Annotated in this window: 15 protein-coding genes; 11 read left to right on the top strand and 4 right to left on the bottom strand. The window is 57.1% G+C overall.

Annotated elements, in window-relative coordinates; genetic code table 11:
• Positions 1–190: 190 nt before the first annotated feature.
• Positions 191–343 carry a hypothetical protein gene (locus tag KDX30_RS23030; RefSeq protein ID WP_122396514.1) on the bottom strand — a complete coding sequence of 51 codons (153 nt, stop codon included), beginning with the start codon at positions 341–343 and terminating at the stop codon, positions 191–193.
• Positions 344–535: 192 nt separating this feature from the next.
• On the opposite strand from KDX30_RS23030, the gene KDX30_RS23025 reads away from it, so the two are divergent.
• The 4 genes from KDX30_RS23025 (at position 536) to KDX30_RS23010 (ending at position 7,744) form a co-directional block, all read left to right on the top strand.
• Positions 536–1,939 carry a DKNYY domain-containing protein gene (locus KDX30_RS23025; protein ID WP_231677596.1) on the top strand — a complete coding sequence of 468 codons (1,404 nt, stop codon included), beginning with the start codon at positions 536–538 and terminating at the stop codon, positions 1,937–1,939.
• Positions 1,940–2,284: 345 nt separating this feature from the next.
• Positions 2,285–3,163 (top strand): DUF4123 domain-containing protein, encoded by an 879-nt coding sequence (locus KDX30_RS23020; protein ID WP_231677595.1) that lies wholly within the window; start codon positions 2,285–2,287, stop codon positions 3,161–3,163.
• On the top strand, positions 3,160–6,564 hold the full coding sequence (locus KDX30_RS23015) for a toxin VasX (RefSeq protein WP_231677594.1): 3,405 nt from the start codon (positions 3,160–3,162) through the stop codon (positions 6,562–6,564). Before KDX30_RS23020 ends, KDX30_RS23015 begins: the two co-directional genes overlap by 4 nt.
• Positions 6,554–7,744, top strand: a complete 1,191-nt coding sequence (locus KDX30_RS23010) for a DUF6708 domain-containing protein (RefSeq protein WP_231666541.1) — start codon at positions 6,554–6,556, stop codon at positions 7,742–7,744. Before KDX30_RS23015 ends, KDX30_RS23010 begins: the two co-directional genes overlap by 11 nt.
• Positions 7,745–7,763: 19 nt before the next feature.
• On the opposite strand, the gene KDX30_RS23005 is transcribed toward KDX30_RS23010, so the two are convergent.
• Both KDX30_RS23005 and KDX30_RS23000 read right to left on the bottom strand, forming a co-directional pair.
• Complete coding sequence (locus KDX30_RS23005; RefSeq protein ID WP_027900947.1) at positions 7,764–8,441, bottom strand: response regulator; 678 nt, start codon at positions 8,439–8,441, stop codon at positions 7,764–7,766.
• Entirely contained in the window at positions 8,416–11,817 is a 3,402-nt protein-coding gene (locus KDX30_RS23000) for an ATP-binding protein (protein WP_231677593.1), read from the bottom strand. The genes KDX30_RS23005 and KDX30_RS23000 overlap by 26 nt, the downstream gene beginning before the upstream one ends.
• 497 nt (positions 11,818–12,314) lie before the next feature.
• Here KDX30_RS23000 and urtA point away from each other — a divergent pair, with 497 nt between their 5' ends.
• The 7 genes from urtA to KDX30_RS22965 all read left to right on the top strand — a co-directional run bounded on the left by urtA (position 12,315) and on the right by KDX30_RS22965 (position 19,175).
• Positions 12,315–13,559 (top strand): urea ABC transporter substrate-binding protein, encoded by a 1,245-nt coding sequence (urtA, locus tag KDX30_RS22995; protein WP_122397564.1) that lies wholly within the window; start codon positions 12,315–12,317, stop codon positions 13,557–13,559.
• Between the two features lie 183 nt (positions 13,560–13,742).
• Positions 13,743–14,660 (top strand): urea ABC transporter permease subunit UrtB, encoded by a 918-nt coding sequence (urtB, locus tag KDX30_RS22990; RefSeq protein WP_164581448.1) that lies wholly within the window; start codon positions 13,743–13,745, stop codon positions 14,658–14,660.
• A 25-nt stretch (positions 14,661–14,685) separates the two neighbouring features.
• Positions 14,686–15,858: an urea ABC transporter permease subunit UrtC gene (gene urtC, locus KDX30_RS22985; RefSeq protein ID WP_231677592.1), complete on the top strand. Its 1,173-nt coding sequence runs from the start codon at positions 14,686–14,688 to the stop codon at positions 15,856–15,858.
• A complete protein-coding gene (urtD, locus tag KDX30_RS22980; RefSeq protein WP_122805537.1) occupies positions 15,855–16,616 on the top strand; it encodes an urea ABC transporter ATP-binding protein UrtD in 762 nt (253 codons plus the stop codon). Before urtC ends, urtD begins: the two co-directional genes overlap by 4 nt.
• A gap of 13 nt (positions 16,617–16,629) precedes the next feature.
• Complete coding sequence (gene urtE, locus KDX30_RS22975; RefSeq protein ID WP_027900941.1) at positions 16,630–17,319, top strand: urea ABC transporter ATP-binding subunit UrtE; 690 nt, start codon at positions 16,630–16,632, stop codon at positions 17,317–17,319.
• A gap of 141 nt (positions 17,320–17,460) precedes the next feature.
• On the top strand, positions 17,461–18,690 hold the full coding sequence (gene fmdA / locus KDX30_RS22970; RefSeq protein ID WP_027898416.1) for a formamidase: 1,230 nt from the start codon (positions 17,461–17,463) through the stop codon (positions 18,688–18,690).
• 137 nt (positions 18,691–18,827) lie between these two features.
• On the top strand, positions 18,828–19,175 hold the full coding sequence (locus KDX30_RS22965) for an FmdB family zinc ribbon protein (protein ID WP_122397566.1): 348 nt from the start codon (positions 18,828–18,830) through the stop codon (positions 19,173–19,175).
• A 292-nt stretch (positions 19,176–19,467) separates the two neighbouring features.
• Here the strand turns inward: KDX30_RS22965 and KDX30_RS22960 are convergent, their stop codons facing one another.
• Entirely contained in the window at positions 19,468–20,874 is a 1,407-nt protein-coding gene (locus KDX30_RS22960; RefSeq protein ID WP_231666547.1) for a lipid II flippase MurJ, read from the bottom strand.
• Positions 20,875–20,877 lie beyond the last annotated feature (3 nt).

Below are 20,877 nucleotides of genomic sequence, written 5' to 3'. Positions count from 1 at the left end.
TGAAGGCGGCATCGAATTTTCTGTATTTCTTGGTCATGGTGACTCCTCAATGGATATAGTTTCCCCTATTGAAGTGTCCGGGGTCATTAGACCAGCTCAGATGTACCGGCCCCTTCGCGAATGAATTCGCTCCCACTGAAACCGCGTTTCCAGGCCAGGATGAAAATCTGACGTGAACGCAGCGCGACCCTCAGCCCTGCTTCGGATCCGCCGGCGTACCCGGTCTCGGCTGCTCACCCTGTTCATTCATCTGCTTGTTCTTCTCGCCAATCTTCCCGGCATTTTCCGGTTTGTGGTCGAGGTCTTCGCGGTTTGATTCCTGATCTTTGTTTTGCTCGGTCATCACGGCATCTCTTGTTGTCTGTGGGCTGGTTTGTGGTCGTTAGAGATTGGGCAACACAGCACGCGCAAGATTCGCAATATTTTCCGGATTGATCGCATCTGATCCAGACCGTTGAGCGTTAATATCAGCACCCCCGCAGGCGCTTACGGGGAAATACATATCGCAACGAATCAGGTGAGTGGGGCAGCAGGGATGAAGAACTGGAACGCTATCAGGGTTTTATGGGGTGCAGTAGTACTGGCCTCGTCCTCTGCCGTGCATGCCTATACGGTGAATGAGTGCACCGAAAACTGGTACCCACTGGCAAAGCCTGGCGAGCGGAGTTATGAGCAGCATCCCGAGAAGAAAGGAATTTGCGTCGAACAGGAAATTACCGTGAAAGGCCGCCAATTGGTTGAGATTGGTGGCAAAGGGTACTTCATGACTGATTCAAAGAGAGAAAGCACGGCGTGCCCGCGCTCTGGTGATGGTGTGGGCATACCCATCCCCGCATGCATACTCCCATCAAAGATGCAGCGCAATGTGGTGCGTGAAGAGCGGGGCTATCATCTGATGACGCCCCATGGCGCCGACTTGCGACGTTTGGGCGAGTCCTGGTATTCAACTGATGGCCGTACGGTGTTTCTCACTCCTACCCCTATTGAAGGTGCGGACCCTGAAACTTTCCAGGCATTTGATACGTCGGGCGCTGATGAACACGATGATTGGGCAAAGGATCGCAACCACATTTATCACGATGACAAGCCGATGCCGGACATGGCCGTGGGTGAGATGCAGTTCATAGGGCCCTTTGTGATTAATGCTGGCCGTGTATTCGAGGTCGTTCTTAGTAGCGTGAAAGAGAGACCCGATGTCCTGCCGACGCTGACGATGCTTGCTCCCCAAAATTTAAACCATCTGAGTCTGGTCAGCGATGGGCGTCGTCTCTACCTGAGAGGAAAGGCTGTGAACAGCCTTAATGAACTCGATGGCTATTATGCACCTGACATCAAAACCTTATCTCCAACCTGTCCGGTAGCGGGTCATCCTGAACTTCGCTGCAAGGCGAATCATCCTCAGGTTTTCGATAACGGCCCAGAGTCACGCCTCGCCCTTGCAGGGAAGGATGTGCTGTATTTTCGTGGCGTGAACGATGTGAAGCGCATCTCGAATGTGCCCGACCTGGTGTTCTTCAGGCCGGATAATACGCCGTATGTTCTTGGGATCAGTGGGCAGCGCTTGTACACCATAAGCGGTCCTGGCACCTCACCGGTTGCCGGTTCATCCTTTCGTGGACACATCAGCGGTCCGATAGCCGGAGCGCTGGTCGACGAGGAAGGCTTTATCACCTCGTTCCCGCAGTCGAATATCAAAAAGTGCTCTGCAAATTCTCGCGTTCTAGCCTGGCCGAAGGCGGGCGATTCGAGTCGTCTCGGCGCACTGCGACAACTGGCTGAGACAGAAACACCCAAAGGCTTTGCAGTGGCGCTGGAAAACGAGCGCTACCGCTATCTGTTTGTCAGCCGCGAGAAACGTAGCGCTGGCGATACCGTGATAGATCGCAGCGATGGCCGACGCGTGCTTGCTGATTGTCGGCAGGACCAGGCGGGGTTCTAACCTCGCCGTCGCGCAGTAAACACAGTTTGTGTAGGAGCGCACGAGCGCCGCGAGGCCGCGATAGCGGTGTATCAGACAGACCGCCATCGCTGGCCTCGTAACCTCGGTGAGCTCCTGCAGAAAAGTGTTTCAAATCAGATTGATGTGTTTTTTGACAGGCGCTTATCGAGGTTACGAGAGCCAGCGATGACAGCTTCTTGTCACAGAAATACCGATTCGCCTGCCTATTGGGACAGAGCCTTCGCGCACATCCGAAATATCCCACAACACCTCTCGCATATCCCCGACTGACTCTCGGGTCGTTAAACGGCAAAGTCCTGCGCTTTCTTTGGCCAAGGGTTTGCCATGCACGGTCAATCAGTGACGTCCGCCATTTCGCTGCCGGATGACTTCACTTGGGATAAGCCTGTCGGTCTCCTGCTGGATGCCATTCAGGTCAAAAACCTCCTGCGCAGCCTGTATGAGTGGTCGCCGGCCCCGGAAGCTCAGGTGCTTTACAACGGCACTCGCTGGGCGAGCATCAGTCAGCTTTCCCCTTGTCTCGTTCGCATACGTGATGATCAGAATCCGATTCTTCAGCAGTTTCTGGCCAACACTGCTGATAACTGGGGATACCTGCTTGTCAGTGACGGCTCATGGGACGAGCTACTGGCCCACGTGCGCTGGTTGACCAGCATTCGTCCTGCAGGGCATGACGATATGTATTTGCGTATTTCCTCTCCTGATGTGGCGCACGCTATTTTTGACCCGGAGCACAACCCGGGCGTTGAGGTTTTCGGACCCTGTCACACTGCATTGGTTACTCAGCATCCCGTACCGGGATGGCGGCAATACCGACGACCAGGTGAAAGACCGTCATCATGTTTAGCTGAGTCATACGCGCCCAACGACGCGCAATGGGCTGCCCTTCAAATGACCGCCTACCGCATGTCTGTCAATGAGCTCTATTCGCACATGAGCCGTTTCTTCCCGCAGTACCTGGCTGAATTATCTCCAGAGCAACGTCTTGAACGTATCCACCAGATGGTTGCATCAGCCATTGAACGCGGTTTTCGAACCCGGCGAGAAATATGGCTGTACGCCAACGTGTTCGGTTTTTTGGGCGATGAAGGGCTTCAATCCCATCCGGATATCGTGGAGCTCCTAACCAGAAAATCTGACCTGACACCCCATCAGCGTGTTGATCGAGCAGCCAATCTGGCGGCGCAGCGGAGTACCCAATGACTGACCTTCAGACCCCTCGTGGTCACTTGGCAAACCTGACGGCCAACGCGCAACACGTCGATGAACTTGACGCGGGCGGTATGTGCCCATTGATGAAACGCACCCTTCAGTTTTTGCCTCTTCGGTATGGCCTTGTAGAAAACCTTCAACCACCGAAAAGCTTCTTGGTACCGCACCATTTGCAAAGTCGACAAACCGGTATCCGCCTGCTACGCAATGGCTACTTGTACATCGTCGATGACGCCAGCGGTTACCTGCATGAATACCGCATAGAACAAGGCTCGTTGAGCAAACTTCTATGGAAAGGAGCAGAGGTCAGCGCTGATATCCGAACTCATTCGATCGGGGAACCCGAGTTGGTATTCCCTCGGCATAGCACCCTGTATGTAGCGTATTCAGAGTTTCAGTGGACGGCATACAAGTGTTCTCAGGTCATCGGTCAATTGCCTGAGCGTGAACACTTCATGCAGCGCGTCAGCCTTGAACAGGTGCAATGCGCAGATGCGGGAAAACATCTGCTGAATGAAAAGCAGGCACGCCAATGGCTGGCCGAAACCGTTGAAACCCTGCCAGCTCAAGACTTGCCTGATGGCGCAAACCCGGAGGAGAGCATTCCTTACAGTTGGGAGCATGAGGCATTGTTTCGCAGTACCTGGATTGAAGAACTGACAAGCCAGGTGAATGCGGCACACAAACATGATTTTCTGTTTCTAGTGGTTCGCGATGATATCGGCATCATGCTCGATCTGGCGACGGCGCAACTCAAATTGGCTGACTGGATCGGCCAGTGGAGCGAGCATGAAAACACTCAGCATCAATACCTGACGGGCGCTTACATCCAGGCCATGTATGAGGTGAATCAGAAGCGTCTTGAAAAGCTGGGCAGTGTTGACCCGCGCTACGAAGCACTCATTGACGACACCAACGACGCCGAGCGGGAAAAGCTTTACGAATATCTGCGTGTGAAGCGCGACTATCGCGGTCCGGCAATCTTCGGTGACGAGCAAAGCTGGCGCAATCAGGCGCAAGGCAATCCGCTGGCCAAGGCGACAGTGGAGCTACTCGACACTCTCGGACAGTCGCGCTGGGAAACCCATCGCCCGGCAATCAACGACCTTGAAGTGGATACGTGGCATGCGCTGGGTGGCAAGGAAATCGGCGAGCGGGGTATTGATCAACTGGTGCATCGTGAGGCGATGCAACGCTTCATGCTCAAGCAACAGGCATTACTGAGCCATTGGCACGGCCAACTCAAGCGTGTCCGTGCCGACCGCCTCAAGATGATTATCGAAGGTCACTTCCATCGCGCCGCGTGGTATTACGATTTCCGTCAGAGCGAGCAGATTCAGCATCGGTTGGAGCGAGAGTTCAACTGCGTGGCGGCGATCTGTGAAGATGAGGCGTCCGTTCAGAAACTGCACGATTATCTGGAGAAAAATCCGCTCGTCCAGATCCCCGGCCTCGACACCTTGAATCTTGCAGACCAGACCGATGTGCAGAAAAAGCTCGCCGAGTTGAGTAACTTCAGCATCAAGCTTAGCGACGCCCCGGCAGTGGTTCGCGACATGGATTTGCTGGCCAATCAGTTCAACAGCCTGATGCGTCAGCGGTTGCCAAACTTTGACAATCTGAATACTCAATTCACGGGTTTGAGGAGTTTGTTAGGTAATGCCTATGATCCTGCTCGACAGATGAAAATGGCACATGAATTTGATCTTATTCGAAGAGATTTTCAGAGCAGCGGATCAATCGATCCCAACAATTTTATTCGTAATATCGGTTCCGTAGCTCGGCTGCGCTTACTCAGTGCCTATGCTTCCAGTGGACTGCAGCTACGCATCGCTTCCACCTCCGAGTACGATCAATTTGATCGTGATCGCCGCTCAGCACTGACCCTTCGAGACGAGATGAAGGAACTATATAAAGAACGTCGTGAAATGCTCAGGTACAAAACTAATGATGCAGATCCTTTGGGCTCTCGTAAGCGTATCAATGAGCATATTGGTGCTCTCCAGTACCAACTGGCTCCTATTGAGGAGCGCCTGAGTCTGGCACTGACGCCGGGTGGTGGAGCAGGGAAGTTCGGGCTGGCGCTCGGCAATATGGATCCACAACTCCTGGAAGAAATGCAGCGTACTGTCAGCGACTATCGAAGGACTGGGACCTTTAAGGAGCCGATACGTGGGTTGTTGACGTCGAAGGGGGATCAGATTGCAGCGGTGCTGTTTTTGATTCAAACAATTAAATTTATTGAGGTTTACTCAAAGATCTCATCGAAAGAAGACCTCGGGTGGAGAGACCTAATTGATTTAACAGATGCAGGGATTACCATGTCATCTGCTGGTTTTGCAGCGATTCAAGGCATATCGATTAACGTGCTGCAAGCCCATATCAGCCAGAGGTACAGTGCAAGTGGCAAGCTCGATACCTTGAGTCGCTTGGGTAAGTGGTCTGCATTCACCGGTTTGGGCGCTTTTGGTTTCGGGGTGGCTGCGGCATCTGCCGATTTCGGTAAGCATACTAAACAATGGTCAAACGCATTAGCAGAAGGTGACGGCAAAAAACTTGCTGCGACCTCGTTGCAAATGAGTGGCGACATAGTATTGGTTGGGACGAATGGGTGGGCGCTTAAACACACCGCCTCTATAACCCGAAGAATCATGCGTGAGCCTGCGAAGTTGCGTGCGCTGTCTTGGGCGCAGCACAGTTCTTCGCTGGTCGGCATTGCAGCCAGAGCAAATTTGATCGGTATCGCTGCCACCGGCCTTCAGCTTTCCGGGGAGGCGTTGTACAACTACTTCAATCTCGACTCACTGAAAAAGTGGGTTAGAGGCAGTATCTGGGGGCGGGAGAATCTTGGCCTGACTCTCGATGAAAGCTGGGGGAAACTGGCCGGGATCGTTCAGCAGGCCTTATGCCAGTTGGTGCGTACCCGTCACAGTGTCGAGTTGCGCCTGACGTTTCCGGGCATTCGTAGTGCAGATCTGGAGCGGCGCAAAGTATGGCTCGAAGCCTACCACCGTCAGAAAGAGCCCGGCCTTTCACATGGCTTGCAAAAACCCGTTTCCTGGTCGAAATGCACCGAGGTACTGGCAAGCCAGCTAAGGCGGGTTGATCGTCCTGATGCGGCGCTGGTTTTGTGCCTGGATCTGCGGCCGTTGATGTCGGATTTCTTCGGGCTGGCCCTTGCGGTCAGCTACGAACTTGAAGAGCACCGCGGGATCAGCCATCGCTCTACCTTTTACGTTGTGGATCTGCACCGCAAGCTGATCGAGGATCGTTGGCAGGAGCGAATCGGCACTTTTGCCTATAAAGCAGAAACAGAAGAGTCGAGGCAACTTAAGCCCTCAGAGCCCTGGCTGCTTAGGGATATTGATCTGGTAAAGCCTAATGCTAGGTAAACTGTTCAAACGCAAAGCCGAGCACCCACCGCCATCGGTTCATGATTTAGATACCTTGCGCCCCAAAGTCGGTGAAGTTCGCAAGACGGCTTTCGAGGAAACCCTGTATCTGGCTCCCTTACCGGTTTATACCGGCCAGTTGCCGGTGAGTATTCATGATTTCTCGGAAGTGAACGATGTATACCTTCAAGTAGGTGGAGATAATAGAGGCATGGTGTGGCAGGCAAAGTTACTTGCTTGGGTTATTTGGATTGCAATAATTATTCTGGTTGGAATACCTGTTTGGATTGCGACGTTTGTTTATTTTTTTGGCGTGGAGAGCCCCAGCAATACGTTCTCCAGAATTTTAATTTTGGGACTTCAAGTTGTTTGGACCTATTATCTGCCGGGGGTATGTCTAATGGTGGGGATTTTTGTACATACCATAATTTCCCAAACCCGAGAACAAGCAAGACAGTACCCATTACGCTTCAATCGTCAGCGTCGAGAAGTCTGCTATGTCAGCAGCGATACCCACGAAGTCCTGATAGTGCCTTGGGAAAAGGTAACGGCCTGGGTGTCGCAAGGGGAGATGGTTAGCCAATACGGGTCCACGGTTTTCTTTACCTTTGGTCTTGCGCTGGAAAATGAAGAGACGGAAATGGTACAGCCTTTGTTGCTTGGCAAACCCAGCCAGGCCCACGCCATAGGGACCTGGGAAGCCATTCGGCAATATATGGAACATGGCGTGCCCGAGGACGAATACGATGTGTGGCAGCGTCTTTCCCATGGCCGTGCCTACACGGAATATGAGCTTCGTCCTTATGAGGGCCTGCACACCTGGGAAGTCGAAAAGCTCTTGAAAGAGGAAGAAGGGGGTCTGCACTGCAGCTTCAGCGATGAGCGCCGTGCTGAGATTGGTTTCTCCCCCCGTACCCGCTGGCCCCTACGCCGCTGGTACATCTGGCGTGTACTCAGCTTCTGGAAAATGCCCTACATGATCGCTGAGTGGGGCCATAAAGCCGGCACTCCCTATATCCCGGAAAAAGTCCGCGAGTGGTCAGCGCCCATTCCTCCAGACCAATGGGCCAAATCTAGCGCCGAACTGCAACGAGCGACAAAAATTGTTGAGCAGGCCATGAACAGGAAAAAGAACAAGCTGGACTTCCGTTCGGCCTGCCAGTTGATCGGGGGCAGGTAAACGGTGAACTTACTGTCAATCAAACCCGATCCGTCATCGCCGCCAACGCCACCGAAGTCGCCGCCGTCCGTGTCTCCACACCCAGCTTGATGTAGATATGTTCCAGGTGCTTGTTCACGGTCCGAGGGCTGAGTTGCAGGATGTCGCCGATGTCTTTGTTGGTCTTGCCGCAGGACACCCAGCGCAGCACTTCGATTTCCCGTTCGGTGAGCTGGAAGCGGCTGGATAGTTTGCCGTAGGCGGGTTTGTCGTCGAAGCCCAGGCTGGCGGATTGCGAGGCGCTGCGGGCGGATTGCAGGATGCGTGCGGTGCGCAGATGGGAGGCGACCCGGGCCAGGACTTCGTCGCAGACGATGGGTTTGGTCACGTAGTCGATGGCCCCGGCTTCGAAGCCTTTGACGACATGTTCGCTGTCGGTGAGGGCGGTCATGAACAGGATCGGGATGTTGGCGCTTTCTGGCTGCGCCTTGATCCGGCGACAGGTTTCGAAGCCGTCCAGGCCGGGCATCATGGCGTCGAGCAGGATCAGGTCCGGGCGTCGGCGCTGAATACGGTTCAGTGCGCTGCTGCCGTCCAGGGCCACCAACACCATGTAACCGGCTTCGTCCAGCGCGTCGGAGAGCAGCGCGAGATTATCCGGGGTGTCGTCTACGATCAGGATGATGCCGTTGTCAGCGGGTTGGGTCGGGGCGTTCATTGAGGGCCTCCTTCAGTTGCAGGCTGAGTTCATCCAGACGAAAGCCCTTGGCAAGGTTTCGCAGGTCGGCGATGAAGCTGGCGCTGGTGACGCTTTCACGTTCAATGGCATCGAGTTTGGCCTGAATGCCGCGCACATAACCCAGGCCGCACAGCTCGTAAAGGTCCAGCAGGTCCTGACGGGGCGGCAGGGTCCACGGTGCTTTGACCACCGACACCGTGCGCAGGCGGCGTAACCATTGCAGTTGCAAGTGGTGTTGAATGCGGTCCAGCAGTTGCTGGATATGTACTGGTTTTGCGAGATAGTCGTCGCAGACCTCAGGCAGGCTGCGCTCTTTGTCGTCGGTGAACGGGTTGGCGTTGGCGGAAATGATAATGATCGGTGCCAGCGACAGCGCATTGCGACGGATCAGGCGGCTGGTCTCCCAGCCGTCCATGTCCGGCATCGACAGGTCCATGAGAATCAGGTCCGGGTGCAGCAGCGATACCTGACGAATTGCTTCCTGACCGTTCGCAGCCTGGGCCACTTCAAAGCCCAATGGCGCGAGCATGCCGCTGATGACTTTTCGGTGCTCAATGTGATCGTCCACCACCAGGATCAACCGTCGCTCGCCCTCATAACCCATGACGTCGTGATCCACATGAATCACCGCCTTGGGCACGCGCACTTCGGAGAGAAATAACCGGACCTGAAAGCGCGTGCCTTCGTCGGGCTGGCTGGTGACGGACAAGGCGCCGCCCATCAACGAGGTGAGCATGCGGGTGATTGTCAGTCCCAGGCCGACGCCGTTGTCCTGACGCACCAGACCGCCGCGTTCGAAGGGCTGGAAGATCCGGTCGATCTGCTCGGGAGCAATACCGATGCCGGTGTCGATGATGTCAAAAATCGCCGTTTCCCGGCGGTAACTGACCAGCAGGCAGACTTCGCCGCTGTCGGTGAAATTCACTGCGTTGCCCAGCAGATTAATCAGGATTTGCCGCACGCGTTTTTCGTCGCCGCGTACCACCGCTGGCATGCGGCCTTCCACATGGAGACGGAAGGTCAGGCCTTTTTCCCGCGCTGTCGGGGCAAACATTTGTTCCAGATCGTGAAGGAATTCCTGAAAGAGAATTTCCGACGGTTCAAGGCGTAGCTTACCGGCCTCGATTTTGGCGACATCAAGTAAGCCGTCGATCAACGACAGCAAGTGCGAGCTGCTGCGCAGGATGGTCGCCAGCGGGTCTTGCTGATGGGCCGGGGTTGCGGGATCGCGTTGCAGTATCTGGGTGAACCCGAGAATGCTGTTCAGTGGGGTGCGCAGTTCGTGGGACAGGCCCGTGACGTAGCGACTCTTGGCGGCGTTGGCTGCTTCCGACGCTTCCTTGGCTTTTTGCAACGCCTGGTCAGTTTTGTCGTGGGCGTCGATTTCCTGCATGAGCAAGGCAGTCTGGCGGTCCGATTCTTCCAGCGCGACGCGACGGCTTTCCCGGGTCAGCACCACCCACCAGGCCAGGATTCCGGCGAACACGCAGAGGGTGAAGAATGCCTTGAGGAACGCAAGAAACAGCGTGTGATGCACGGCGGGGGATTGATCGATCAGGCTGTGGGAAACTTGGCCATAGATCACGGCCAGTGCTCCGGAAATGGTCAGCAGCAACACGGTCAGCAAGCCGAGGTATTGCGCCAGGCGGGTATGCAGGTATTGCAGCGGCAGTTTCGGCAGCAGTTTGCTGATCACGTCTTCAAACTGCATCGACAGCCGTGCGCGGCTTTTGCACTGATCGGCGCAGCGGGCGTCCAGCGAGCAGCACAACGAGCAGATGGGCGAGCTGTAGGCCGGGCAGTAAGCCATGTCCGGCGTTTCGAATTCGTTGCTGCACAGGCCACAACGCAGGCTGGTCTGTTGACCCAGGGGGAAGAGTTGCAGCGGGTCGCTGGTGCGGGCGATGTAGTACTTGCCTTGCGTCCACCAGGCGATCAACGGTGCGGCAATCAACGCGGTGGTCAGGGAAATCAGCGGCGGGGCGGCCTGAGCCAGTTCGCCGAACGCCCCGAAATGGGCACAGATCGACAGCAGCGAGGCAATCGACATGGCGCCGACGCCGACGGGATTGATGTCGTACAGGTGCGCACGCTTGAATTCGATGTGTTTCGGCGAGAAGCCCAGCGGCTTGTTGATCACCAGATCGGCCACCAGCGTGCCGATCCAGGCAATCGCTACGTTGGCGTACAGACCCAGCACTTGTTCGATGGCATCGAATACTCCCAGCTCCATGAGGACCAGGGCGATGGCGACGTTGAACACCAGCCACACCACACGGCCCGGATGGCTGTGGGTGACCCGGGCAAAGAAGTTCGACCAGGCCAGCGAGCCGGCGTAGGCATTGGTCAGGTTGATTTTGATCTGGGAAATGATCACGAACAGCACCATGGCCGCCAGTGCCCACTCCGGCGAGCTGAACACGTAACGGAACGCCACGAGATACATCTGCGTCGGTTCTGCGGCCCGTTCGATGGGCACTTCGTGTTGCAGAGCGAGAAAGGCCAGAAAGGCACCCGCCATGATTTTCAGCGCGCCGGGGATGATCCAGCCAGGCCCGGCCATTAGCAGAGCGGCCCACCAGCGTTTACGATTTTTGCGAGTCTTTTCCGGGAGAAAGCGTAAGTAGTCCACTTGTTCGCCGATTTGCGTCACCAGTGACAAGGCAACACTGAACGCTGCACCAAAGAACAGCAGGTTGAAGGTGCCACCTTCGCCTTCGCGCCCGGCGAACGTCGTCAGGTCAGTGAGCGCTTCGGGGTTTTTCCAGATAACGAAGATGTACGGCACCAGCAGCAAGGTCAGCCAAAGCGGCTGCGACCACATCTGCAAACGGCTGATCAGGGTGATGCCGTACGCCACCAGCGGAATGATGATGATCGAGCAGATGACGTAAGCCATGGCCAGCGGGATCTGGAAATACAGCTCGATGGCCAGGGCCATGATTGCCGCTTCCAGGGCAAAGAACAGGAAGGTGAAGCTGGCGTAGATCAGCGACGTAATGGTTGAGCCAATGTAGCCGAAGCCTGCGCCCCGGGTCAGCAAATCCATGTCCACGCCGTAGCGGGCCGCGTAGTAGCTGATGGGCAGGCCGGTCAGGAAAATCACCAGCGCCGTGGCAAGGATCGCCCACAAGGTGTTGGTGAACCCGTAACTCATCACCAGCGCACCGCCGATGGCCTCCAGCGCCAAAAACGAAATCGCCCCGACGGCGGTGTTAGCGATGCGAAATTCCGACCATTTGCGGAAGGATTTGGGGGTGAAACGTAGGGCGTAATCCTCCATGGTCTCGTCAGCGACCAGGCTGTTGTAATCGCGGCGTACCTTGACAATGCGTTGAGAGCCGGAGGGTCGCACGGTTGATTTCCTGAAAGGTTATTGAATTGCCGACAGCAACTTCCGTGCCTGTGAGTTGAACCTCCGTTGTTCCTGACACGGCGCTGATCTTGTGGGAGCGAATTCATTCGCGAAGAGGCCGGTACATCCGCAGCTCATTTATCGCTTCAAATGCCGCCTTCCCGAATGAATTCGGTCCCACAGGTAACTCATGAACCTGTGGGAGCCGGGCTTGCCCGCGATAAGACTGGAAGCGATCCGAAGTGAACCGCGTCCAGCCTGATCGCGGGCAAGCCCAGCTCCCACATGAGATGGCATCCCCCTGTCTACAGCGGATCGGGCTCCCCTCACACGGGCGCAATCATCCACTTTTTTACGCAATCCGACCCTACGTCAAATGACGTAGCCCGGTACGTCATGGTGCGTATACCGGGTTTTGTTCGCCGACTTCATGCTTGCCGCTACCTCGCCACAGCGCCTTGCGCACTGTGGGGGCCCACAAGCACAGGAGCGGGAACATGGATTCACGACTGACAGGCGCCAAAAGGTTTTTGCCACGTCGATTGACGCTGGGCGCTGCTGCGCTTTCGCTGATGGCGGCAGGGGTGTTCGGGCAAGTGGCGCTGGCCGATGACGCCAACACCACCGGGCTTGCCGTGACGGCCACCGAAGTGACCGTCGGCCAGTTGCACTCGGCCACCGGCACCATGGCGATTTCCGAGACCGGTTCGATTCAGGCCGAGCGTCTGGCCATCGATCAGATAAACGCCTCGGGCGGCATCCTCGGTCGGCAGATCAAAGTCGTGCAGGAAGACGGCGCATCTGACTGGCCGACCTTTGCCGAGAAAGCCAAGAAGCTGCTGGTCGGTGACAAGGTCGCAGCGGTGTTCGGCTGCTGGACCTCGGCCTCGCGCAAAGCCGTGTTGCCGGTGTTCGAAAAAGAAAATGGCCTGCTGTACTACCCGACCTTTTATGAAGGCCTGGAACAGTCGAAAAACGTGATTTATACCGGCCAGGAAGCCACCCAGCAGATCCTTGCCAGCCTCGACTGGATCGCCAAGACCAAAGGCGCCAAGACCTTCTACCTGATCGGTTCGGACTACATCTGGCCCCGCACCTCCATGAAGATCGCCCGCAAACACATTGAAAACGTGCTCAAAGGCACCGTGGTTGGCGAGGACTACTACCCGCTGGGCAACACTCAATTCGGATCGCTGATCAACAAGGTCAAGCTGAAGAAGCCTGACGTGGTGTTCGCAGCTGTGGTCGGTGGCTCCAACGTTGCCTTCTACAAACAGATGAAAGCCGCGGGCGTGACGGCTGAGAAACAGAACCTGCTGACCCTGTCGGTGACCGAAGACGAATTGCTGGGCATCGGCGGCGAAAACATGAAGGGCTTCTACGCCTCCATGAAGTACTTCCAGAGCCTCGACAACCCCAACAACAAAGCGTTCGTCGACGCTTTCAAAGCCAAATACGGCAAGGATTCGGTGATGGGTGACGTGACCCAGGCCGCTTATCTGGGCCCATGGTTGTGGAAAGCGGCGGTGGAGAAGGCCGGCAGCTTCGACATCGACAAAGTGGTTGCTGCATCACCTGGCATCGAGCTGAAAACCGCGCCCGAAGGCTACGTCAAAGTCCACGAAAACCATCACCTGTGGAGCAAGACCCGCATTGGTGAAGTGCAGAGCGACGGCCAGTTCAAGGTGATCTACGAGTCGGATCTGATCGAGCCGAATCCGTTTCCGAAGGGTTATCAGTAGCCGCTGAATCCACCATCCCTGTAGGAGTGAGCTTGCTCGCGATCGGCTGCGAAGCAGTCGTAAAAAATGGCGAATCCACCATTGTTTGAAGGCCGTGCCGGCCTTATCGCGAGCAAGCTCACTCCTACAGTTGAATTGAGGTGCCGTTTTCGCGCACCTCTTTCCACCTCGGAGACCATCATCATGGAATGGCTATCGGAATTTGGTGCCATCGCGGCCATGCAGGGGTTCAACGGGTTATCCGTGTTCTGCGTACTGCTGCTGATGGCCCTGGGGCTGGCGATTATTTTTGGCCAGATGGGCGTCATCAACATGGCCCACGGTGAATTTCTCACCATCGGCGCGTACACCACCTACGTCATGTCCAGCCTGACGTTGCAGTACATGCCGTCCATGCAGCCTTATTACTTTTTCTTCGCCATCGCGTTGTCGTTCGTGGTGGCCGGTGCCATCGGCTGGGTGGTCGAATCGGTGATGATCAGCCGTTTGTACCATCGCCCACTGGATACCTTGCTCGCCACCTGGGGTTTGTCGCTGGTGATGCAGCAAGCCTTTCGCTCGATCTTCGGTGCCCGGGAAGTCAGCGCCACGCCGCCTGAATGGCTTATGGGCTCGGTCAGCCTCAGCGATGCCATCGAGATTCCTCGTAACGGCCTGTTCGTCATGGGCCTGACCATTCTGCTGACCGCGACGATTTTCCTGATGCTGTACCGCACTCGCTGGGGCCTGCACGTTCGCGCCACGGTGCAGAACCGGATCATGAGCCGCGCGGTGGGGATCAATACCCGCAAGGTCGACCGCATGACGTTTGCCCTCGGCTGCGGTGTCGCCGGAGTCGCCGGTGCCGCGTTCACCACCATCGGCTCCACCGGGCCAACCGCGGGTTCGCTGTACATCGTCGACACCTTCCTGGTGGTGGTTTTTGGTGGCGCGCAAAGCCTGTTCGGCACTATCGCGTCGGCGTTTGCCATCGCTCAGACCCAGTCGATTTCCGAATTCTTCATGAGTGGTTCCATGGCCAAGGTGCTTACCCTGTCAGCCGTGATCCTGATTCTGCTGATGCGCCCGCAAGGGTTGTTTTCCAGCAAGGTCCGTAAATGAACGTGTACGAAATTAAGGCGGCCCCATGAGTGCTCTGAACAAAATGCTCGGCGGCAAGCAAGGCGTGGTTGGCCTGCTGATCCTGGCCGCGCTGATTCTGGTGGTGTTCCCGCTGACGCTGGACGCCTTCAGGCTGAACATGGTCGGCAAATACCTGACCTACGCTTTTGTCGCCGTTGGCCTGGTGCTGTGCTGGGGCTACGGCGGGATTCTCAGTCTCGGCCAAGGCGTGTTCTTCGGCCTGGGCGGGTACTGCATGGCGATGTTTCTCAAGCTGGAAGCATCGGATCCGGAAAGCACCAAAATCCAGTCCACCCCCGGCATTCCGGACTTCATGGATTGGAACCAGATCACCGAACTGCCTTGGTTGTGGGTGCCGTTTCACAGCTTCACGTTCACGGTGATTGCGGTGATCGGCGTGCCAGTGATTCTCGCCCTGGTGATCGGGCTGGCGATGTTCAAACGCCGGGTGGGCGATGTGTATTTTTCCATCGTGACTCAAGCCATCGCGCTGATTCTGACCGTGCTGATCATCGGCCAGCAAGGGCTGACCGGCGGCGTCAATGGCATCACCGATCTGAAGACTCTGTTGGGTTGGGACATCCGTGGAGACGGGGCGAAACTGGCTTTGTATTTCATCAATGCAGGGCTGCTGCTGGTCTGCATTCTGATCGGCAAATTCATCCTCGCCTCCAAGCTGGGTCGACTGCTGATGGCCATGCGCGACAAGGAAGAACGGGTGCGTTTTTCCGGCTATGACGTGGCCAGTTTCAAGATATTCGTGTTTTGCGTAGCGGCAGCGTTTTCGGCCATTGGCGGGGCGATGTTCGCCTTGCAGGTAGGCTTCATGTCGCCGTCGTTCGTGGGCATCGTGCCCTCCATCGAAATGGTGATCTTCGCCGCCGTGGGCGGGCGCATGTCCCTGCTCGGCGCGGTGTACGGCTCGCTGCTGGTCAACTACGGCAAAACCTATTTTTCCGAATCCTTCCCTGAGTTGTGGCTGTACCTGATGGGTGGCCTGTTCATCGCGGTGGTCATGTACTTCCCCAACGGCCTGGCCGGTTTGTGGGAAAGCCACGGCCGCAAATGGCTCGCCAAAGTGCGCGGCAAACCTGCGCCGGTACTTGAAAAGCCGCATATCACACCGGTTCAGGCCATGCCGAAAGCTAGCGTCACGCCACTGGAGACTCAGCCATGAACAGCCCGACTGGCTTTCAAATGAACAAACCGGTGCTGGCGATCGAAGGGCTGACTGTGTCTTTTGACGGCTTCAAGGCGGTGGACGACCTCAATCTGTACATCGACCGCAACGAAGTGCGGGTGGTGATCGGTCCTAACGGCGCTGGCAAAACCACCGTCCTGGATCTGATCTGCGGCAAGACCCGGGCCACGGGCGGCAGCATCCAGTTCGAGGGCCGGGAACTGACCAAAATGCATGAGTACGACATCGTCCGTGCCGGGGTCGGTCGTAAATTCCAGACCCCGTCGATCTACGACAACTTGAGCGTTTTTGAAAACCTGGAAATGTCTTTTCCGGCAGGGCGCTCGGTGTTCGGCGCGCTGTTTTTCAAGCGCTCCGATGAAGTGGTGGCGCGGGTCAGGGATGTGGCGGCGGACATCTTCCTCGGTGATCTGCTTGAACAGCAGGCGGGCTTGCTCTCTCACGGCCAGAAGCAATGGCTGGAGATCGGCATGTTGCTCATGCAGGACCCGCAATTATTGATGCTCGATGAGCCGGTCGCCGGGATGAGCGTCAGTGAACGTTCGCAGACGGCCGAGCTGCTCAATCGGATCAGTCAGGGCCGCTCGGTGCTGGTCATCGAGCACGACATGGAATTCGTCAAAAGCATCGCCCACAAGGTCACGGTGCTGCATCAGGGCAAGGTGCTGGCTGAAGGCAGCATGGAGTCGGTGCAGAACAACCCGAAAGTCATTGAAGTTTATCTGGGCCACTAATCAGGAGCGCGGCATGTTCAAGATCAATCAGCTGGCGTGTGGTTATGGCCAGAGCCAAATACTCCACGGCCTGGACCTCAGTGTCGAGAAGCAGGAAATCGTTGCGGTCATGGGCCGCAACGGCATGGGCAAGACCACGTTGTTCAAGAGCCTGATGGGCATCCTGCCGCAATGGGGCGGGCAGGTGCAGGTCGAGGGTGTGGACGTGTCGGCCATGGAAACCCATTCGCGGGTTGAGCACGGCATGGCTTACGTGCCGCAGGGACGAATGATTTTCCCGGCCATGAGCGTGCTGGAAAACATCCAGACCGGCTTGCCTGCATCGGCTCGCGGCGTCGTGCCGGAAGATTTGTACGCTTTGTTCCCGGTGCTCTACGACATGCGCGGCCGACGTGGCGGCAACCTGTCCGGCGGTCAGCAGCAACAACTGGCGATTGCCCGTGCGCTGGCGACCAACCCAAAAGTGTTGCTGCTCGATGAACCCACTGAAGGCATTCAGCCGTCGATCATCAAGGACATCGCCCGCACCCTGAAAGAGATCCGCACCTTGCGCAACCTGACCATCGTGGTCTCCGAGCAAGTCCTGTCTTTCACCCTGGAAATCGCTGACCGGTTCCTGGTGATCGAGAAGGGCCGCTTCGTGATTGAAGAGACCCGGGCCAATGTCGATGAAGCGACGATCAGTCGGTATTTGTCGGTGTAGTCATCCCCAAGATATGTAGCGTTTGATCAGGCGCCATCGCGAGCAAGCTCACTCCTACAGGTGAGTGCATTCCAACTGTAGGAGTGAGCTTGCTCGCGATGGCGTCAGTACAGCCAACCGAGGAACCCCAGGAGAAACGCCATGACCGAAACGCTGATCAAAGTCGACCTCAACCAGCCTGCCACTGAAAACGAGAACATCCACAACCGCTGGCACCCGGACATTCCGATGGCAGCCTGGGTCAAGCCGGGGGATGACTTTATCCTCGAAACCTATGACTGGACCGCAGGTGCGATCAAGAACGATGACGACGCCAGCGACGTGCGCGACGTGGACCTGTCCACCGTGCATTACCTGTCCGGCCCCATTGGCGTGCATGGCGCTGAGCCGGGTGACTTACTGATCGTAGACCTGCTGGACATCGGCGCGCGGGCCGATTCCCAATGGGGGTTCAACGGGTTCTTTTCCCGGCAGAACGGCGGTGGCTTTCTGACCGATCATTTCCCTTCGGCACAGAAAGCCATCTGGGACTTCAAAGGCATGATGACCAGCTCCCGACACATTCCCGGTGTGGAATTCGCCGGTCTGATTCACCCTGGCCTGATCGGCTGTCTGCCGGATCACAAGATGCTCGCCGAGTGGAACAAGCGCGAACAGGAACTGATCGACACCAACCCGACCCGCGTACCGCCACTGGCCAACCCGCCCCATGCGAAAACCGCGCACTTGGGCAAACTCAAAGGCCCGGCTCGGGACATGGCTGCCGCGACCGGCGCTCGTACCGTGCCGCCTCGTGAACACGGCGGCAACTGCGACATCAAGGATTTGTCCCGTGGTTCGAAGGTGTTCTTCCCGGTGTATGTGGACGGCGCGGGCCTGTCGGTGGGCGATCTGCACTTCAGCCAGGGCGATGGCGAGATCACCTTCTGCGGCGCTATCGAAATGGCCGGCTGGGTGCACATGCGGGTTGAGCTGATCAAGGGCGGCATGGAGAAGTACGGCATCAAGAACCCGGTCTTCAAACCGAGTCCTATTGTGCCCACGTACAACAAGTACCTGATCTTTGAAGGTATCTCGGTGGACGAATCAGGCCAGCAGCACTACCTGGACGTCAACATTGCGTATCGCCAGGCGTGCCTGAACGCAATCAACTACATGACCAAGTTCGGCTACTCACCGGCTCAGGGTTACGCGTTGCTGGGTTCGGCACCGGTGCAGGGACATATCAGCGGCATTGTCGATATCCCCAACGCCTGCGCGACGTTGTGGCTGCCGACCGAGATCTTCCAGTTCGACATCAACCCGAACGCCAACGGCCCGACCAAATTCATTGATGGGCTGGTTGATTTGCCGATTGCTTACGATTTGTAGCGGCGGTCTTCATTCGGCGGGACCTGTGATGCAAAACCTGTGGGAGCGAATTCATTCGCGAAGGCGGTGGTGAATGTGCCGACGTCTTCCCGGATGAATCCGGTCCCACAGATTGAGATAACGACCGGAGCAAATCTATGCCCCTATACGAATTCGATTGCCCCAGCTGTGGGGATTTCACAGCCCTCAAGCCCATGGCCGAAAGCGGTGCGCCGTGCGCCTGCCCGGATTGCGGCGAATCGAGCATGCGGGTGATCTTGTCTGCGCCCGGCTTGAGCACCGTGTCAGGCAACAAACGTCGCGCCATCGAGACCAATGAACGCAGCGCCCACGCCCCGAAAACCGTTGCCGAATATCAGGACAGCAAACGCCACCCGAGCGGCTGCAGTTGCTGCGGACCGAGCAAGCCCGTCGTGCCCACTAAAACCAACCCCCATGCTCTGAAAGGCAAAGCGGCAGGGCGGCCGTGGATGATCAGTCATTGAAGTTAGCTTGCCGGGCTGGGCACCCGAACCTTTGGGAGATTCTATGTTGGCCTGCAAACCTGTGGGAGCGAGGCTTGCCCGCGATGCAGACGACTCGGTTTGTCAGCTACACCGTGTCATCGTTCATCGCGAGCAAGCTCACTCCTACAGGTGAGTACCAATATTTGTGAGCGGTGCCTTGGCCGAGCCTCATCCGGACAGGACGATAAACGATAACGCAGTGCAGTCTTCCAGCCTCGTCTCATGTATCGCGGGCAAGCCCGGCTCCCACAAAAGCATCGTGTCAAAAGGGTCAATTGCGCCAAGGCCTCAGCCATACCGCGAGGCCAATCAACAACAATGCGCCATACGCACAACTCAACCCCAATTGCAGCCAGGTGTTGCTGATCGGGTGCAGCACCAGCGCCGCGATCAGCATGGCCGCGGCGCCCAGCGCCCACTGGCTTTGCCAGGGGACAAACGTCAGCAATTGTTGGCGACGCATCAGCAGCAGGCCGGTCATGATTGCGCCGATCAGTGCTGCAATGGCGATGCCGATCAGACCGAAGAAAAACGGCAAAACACCCAGCAGCAGGGCGTTGCACAGGTTGCCGATCAGCTCGCAGTTCAACGGCATGCGGGTATCGCCAGCCGCGTAAGCGTAACGCGCAAGCAAGGCATTCCAGGCACCGAACATCAGCGGTACGGCGAACCAGGCGAGCAGTTCCGGCAACGGTCCGTCATGGGCCAGGGTTGGTAGCAGCAATACCACCAGCGCCCCGGAAGCGCCGATCAGGCCGGCGATGGCGGGCAGGGTCAGCAACGTGGCGCTGCTCAGGCCCTTGCGCAGTAGCACGAGACGCTGATCGGCAGCGCTACCACTCATCAAACCCAGCAGCACCTGGTTGAGACTCATCAAGGCAATCAGCGGCAGATTGATCAGCTTGCGCGCCAGGTTGATCCACGTCACAGCACCTTCGCCCAGCAACGAAGCGACCATTCTTTCCAGCAGTGCCAGACCCTGACTGGCGAGGTTACTGCTCAGCAGCGGCCCGATGCGCTGCATCAGTTCCCGACCGATGCCGGGTTCAGCCTGCCAATGCCAGGGTTTCCAGCCCATGCGATATAACGTCGGCAGCAGCGTGCCGGGCATCAATAAACTGCCTAGCACGCAAGACAATGCCAGGCCGACTGGCGTCGCTGCATGGCTGGCGACGGCGAGATAGATCACCGGTGGCAGGTTGAACAGCAATGAACCCAGCCCGGCCATGACGAAGCGCGAGCGCGCCTGTAACGGTACACACAGCAACGCGTGCAACAGAAAGCCCGGCGCGCACCATGCCAGCCATTGCAGGCTGCTGCCCGCCAGCGCGTAACCACTGGCATCCAGCCCAGGCCCCACGCCACGCACCCACAGCGGTGCACCAAGACTCAACAGCAGCGCCAATGCCAGACCACAGAGCAGCAATCGTGGCGCCAGGGCATTCAGCCAGCGCTGTTGGGCGAGCAGGTCTCGCTGTTGATACAACGGCAACGCAGCCGCGCTCAACAATCCGGCAGCCAGGGCCATGCGCAACGCTTCTGGAAGAAACATCGAGACCAGAAACGCGTCGCTTTGCGCGCCCGCCCCCCAAGCGGCCACCAGCAGCCATTCCCGGGCAAATCCGGCAGCCAGCCCGGTGAGCGTGGCGAGCGTGAGCCACAGCGTTGAACCCAGCATGCA

It is taken from the genome of Pseudomonas quasicaspiana, assembly GCF_021147825.1.
GTDB classification, from domain to species: domain Bacteria; phylum Pseudomonadota; class Gammaproteobacteria; order Pseudomonadales; family Pseudomonadaceae; genus Aquipseudomonas; species Aquipseudomonas quasicaspiana.
The sequence above is the reverse complement of the archived record's forward strand: the minus strand, read 5'-3'. Positions and strand labels throughout refer to the sequence as shown.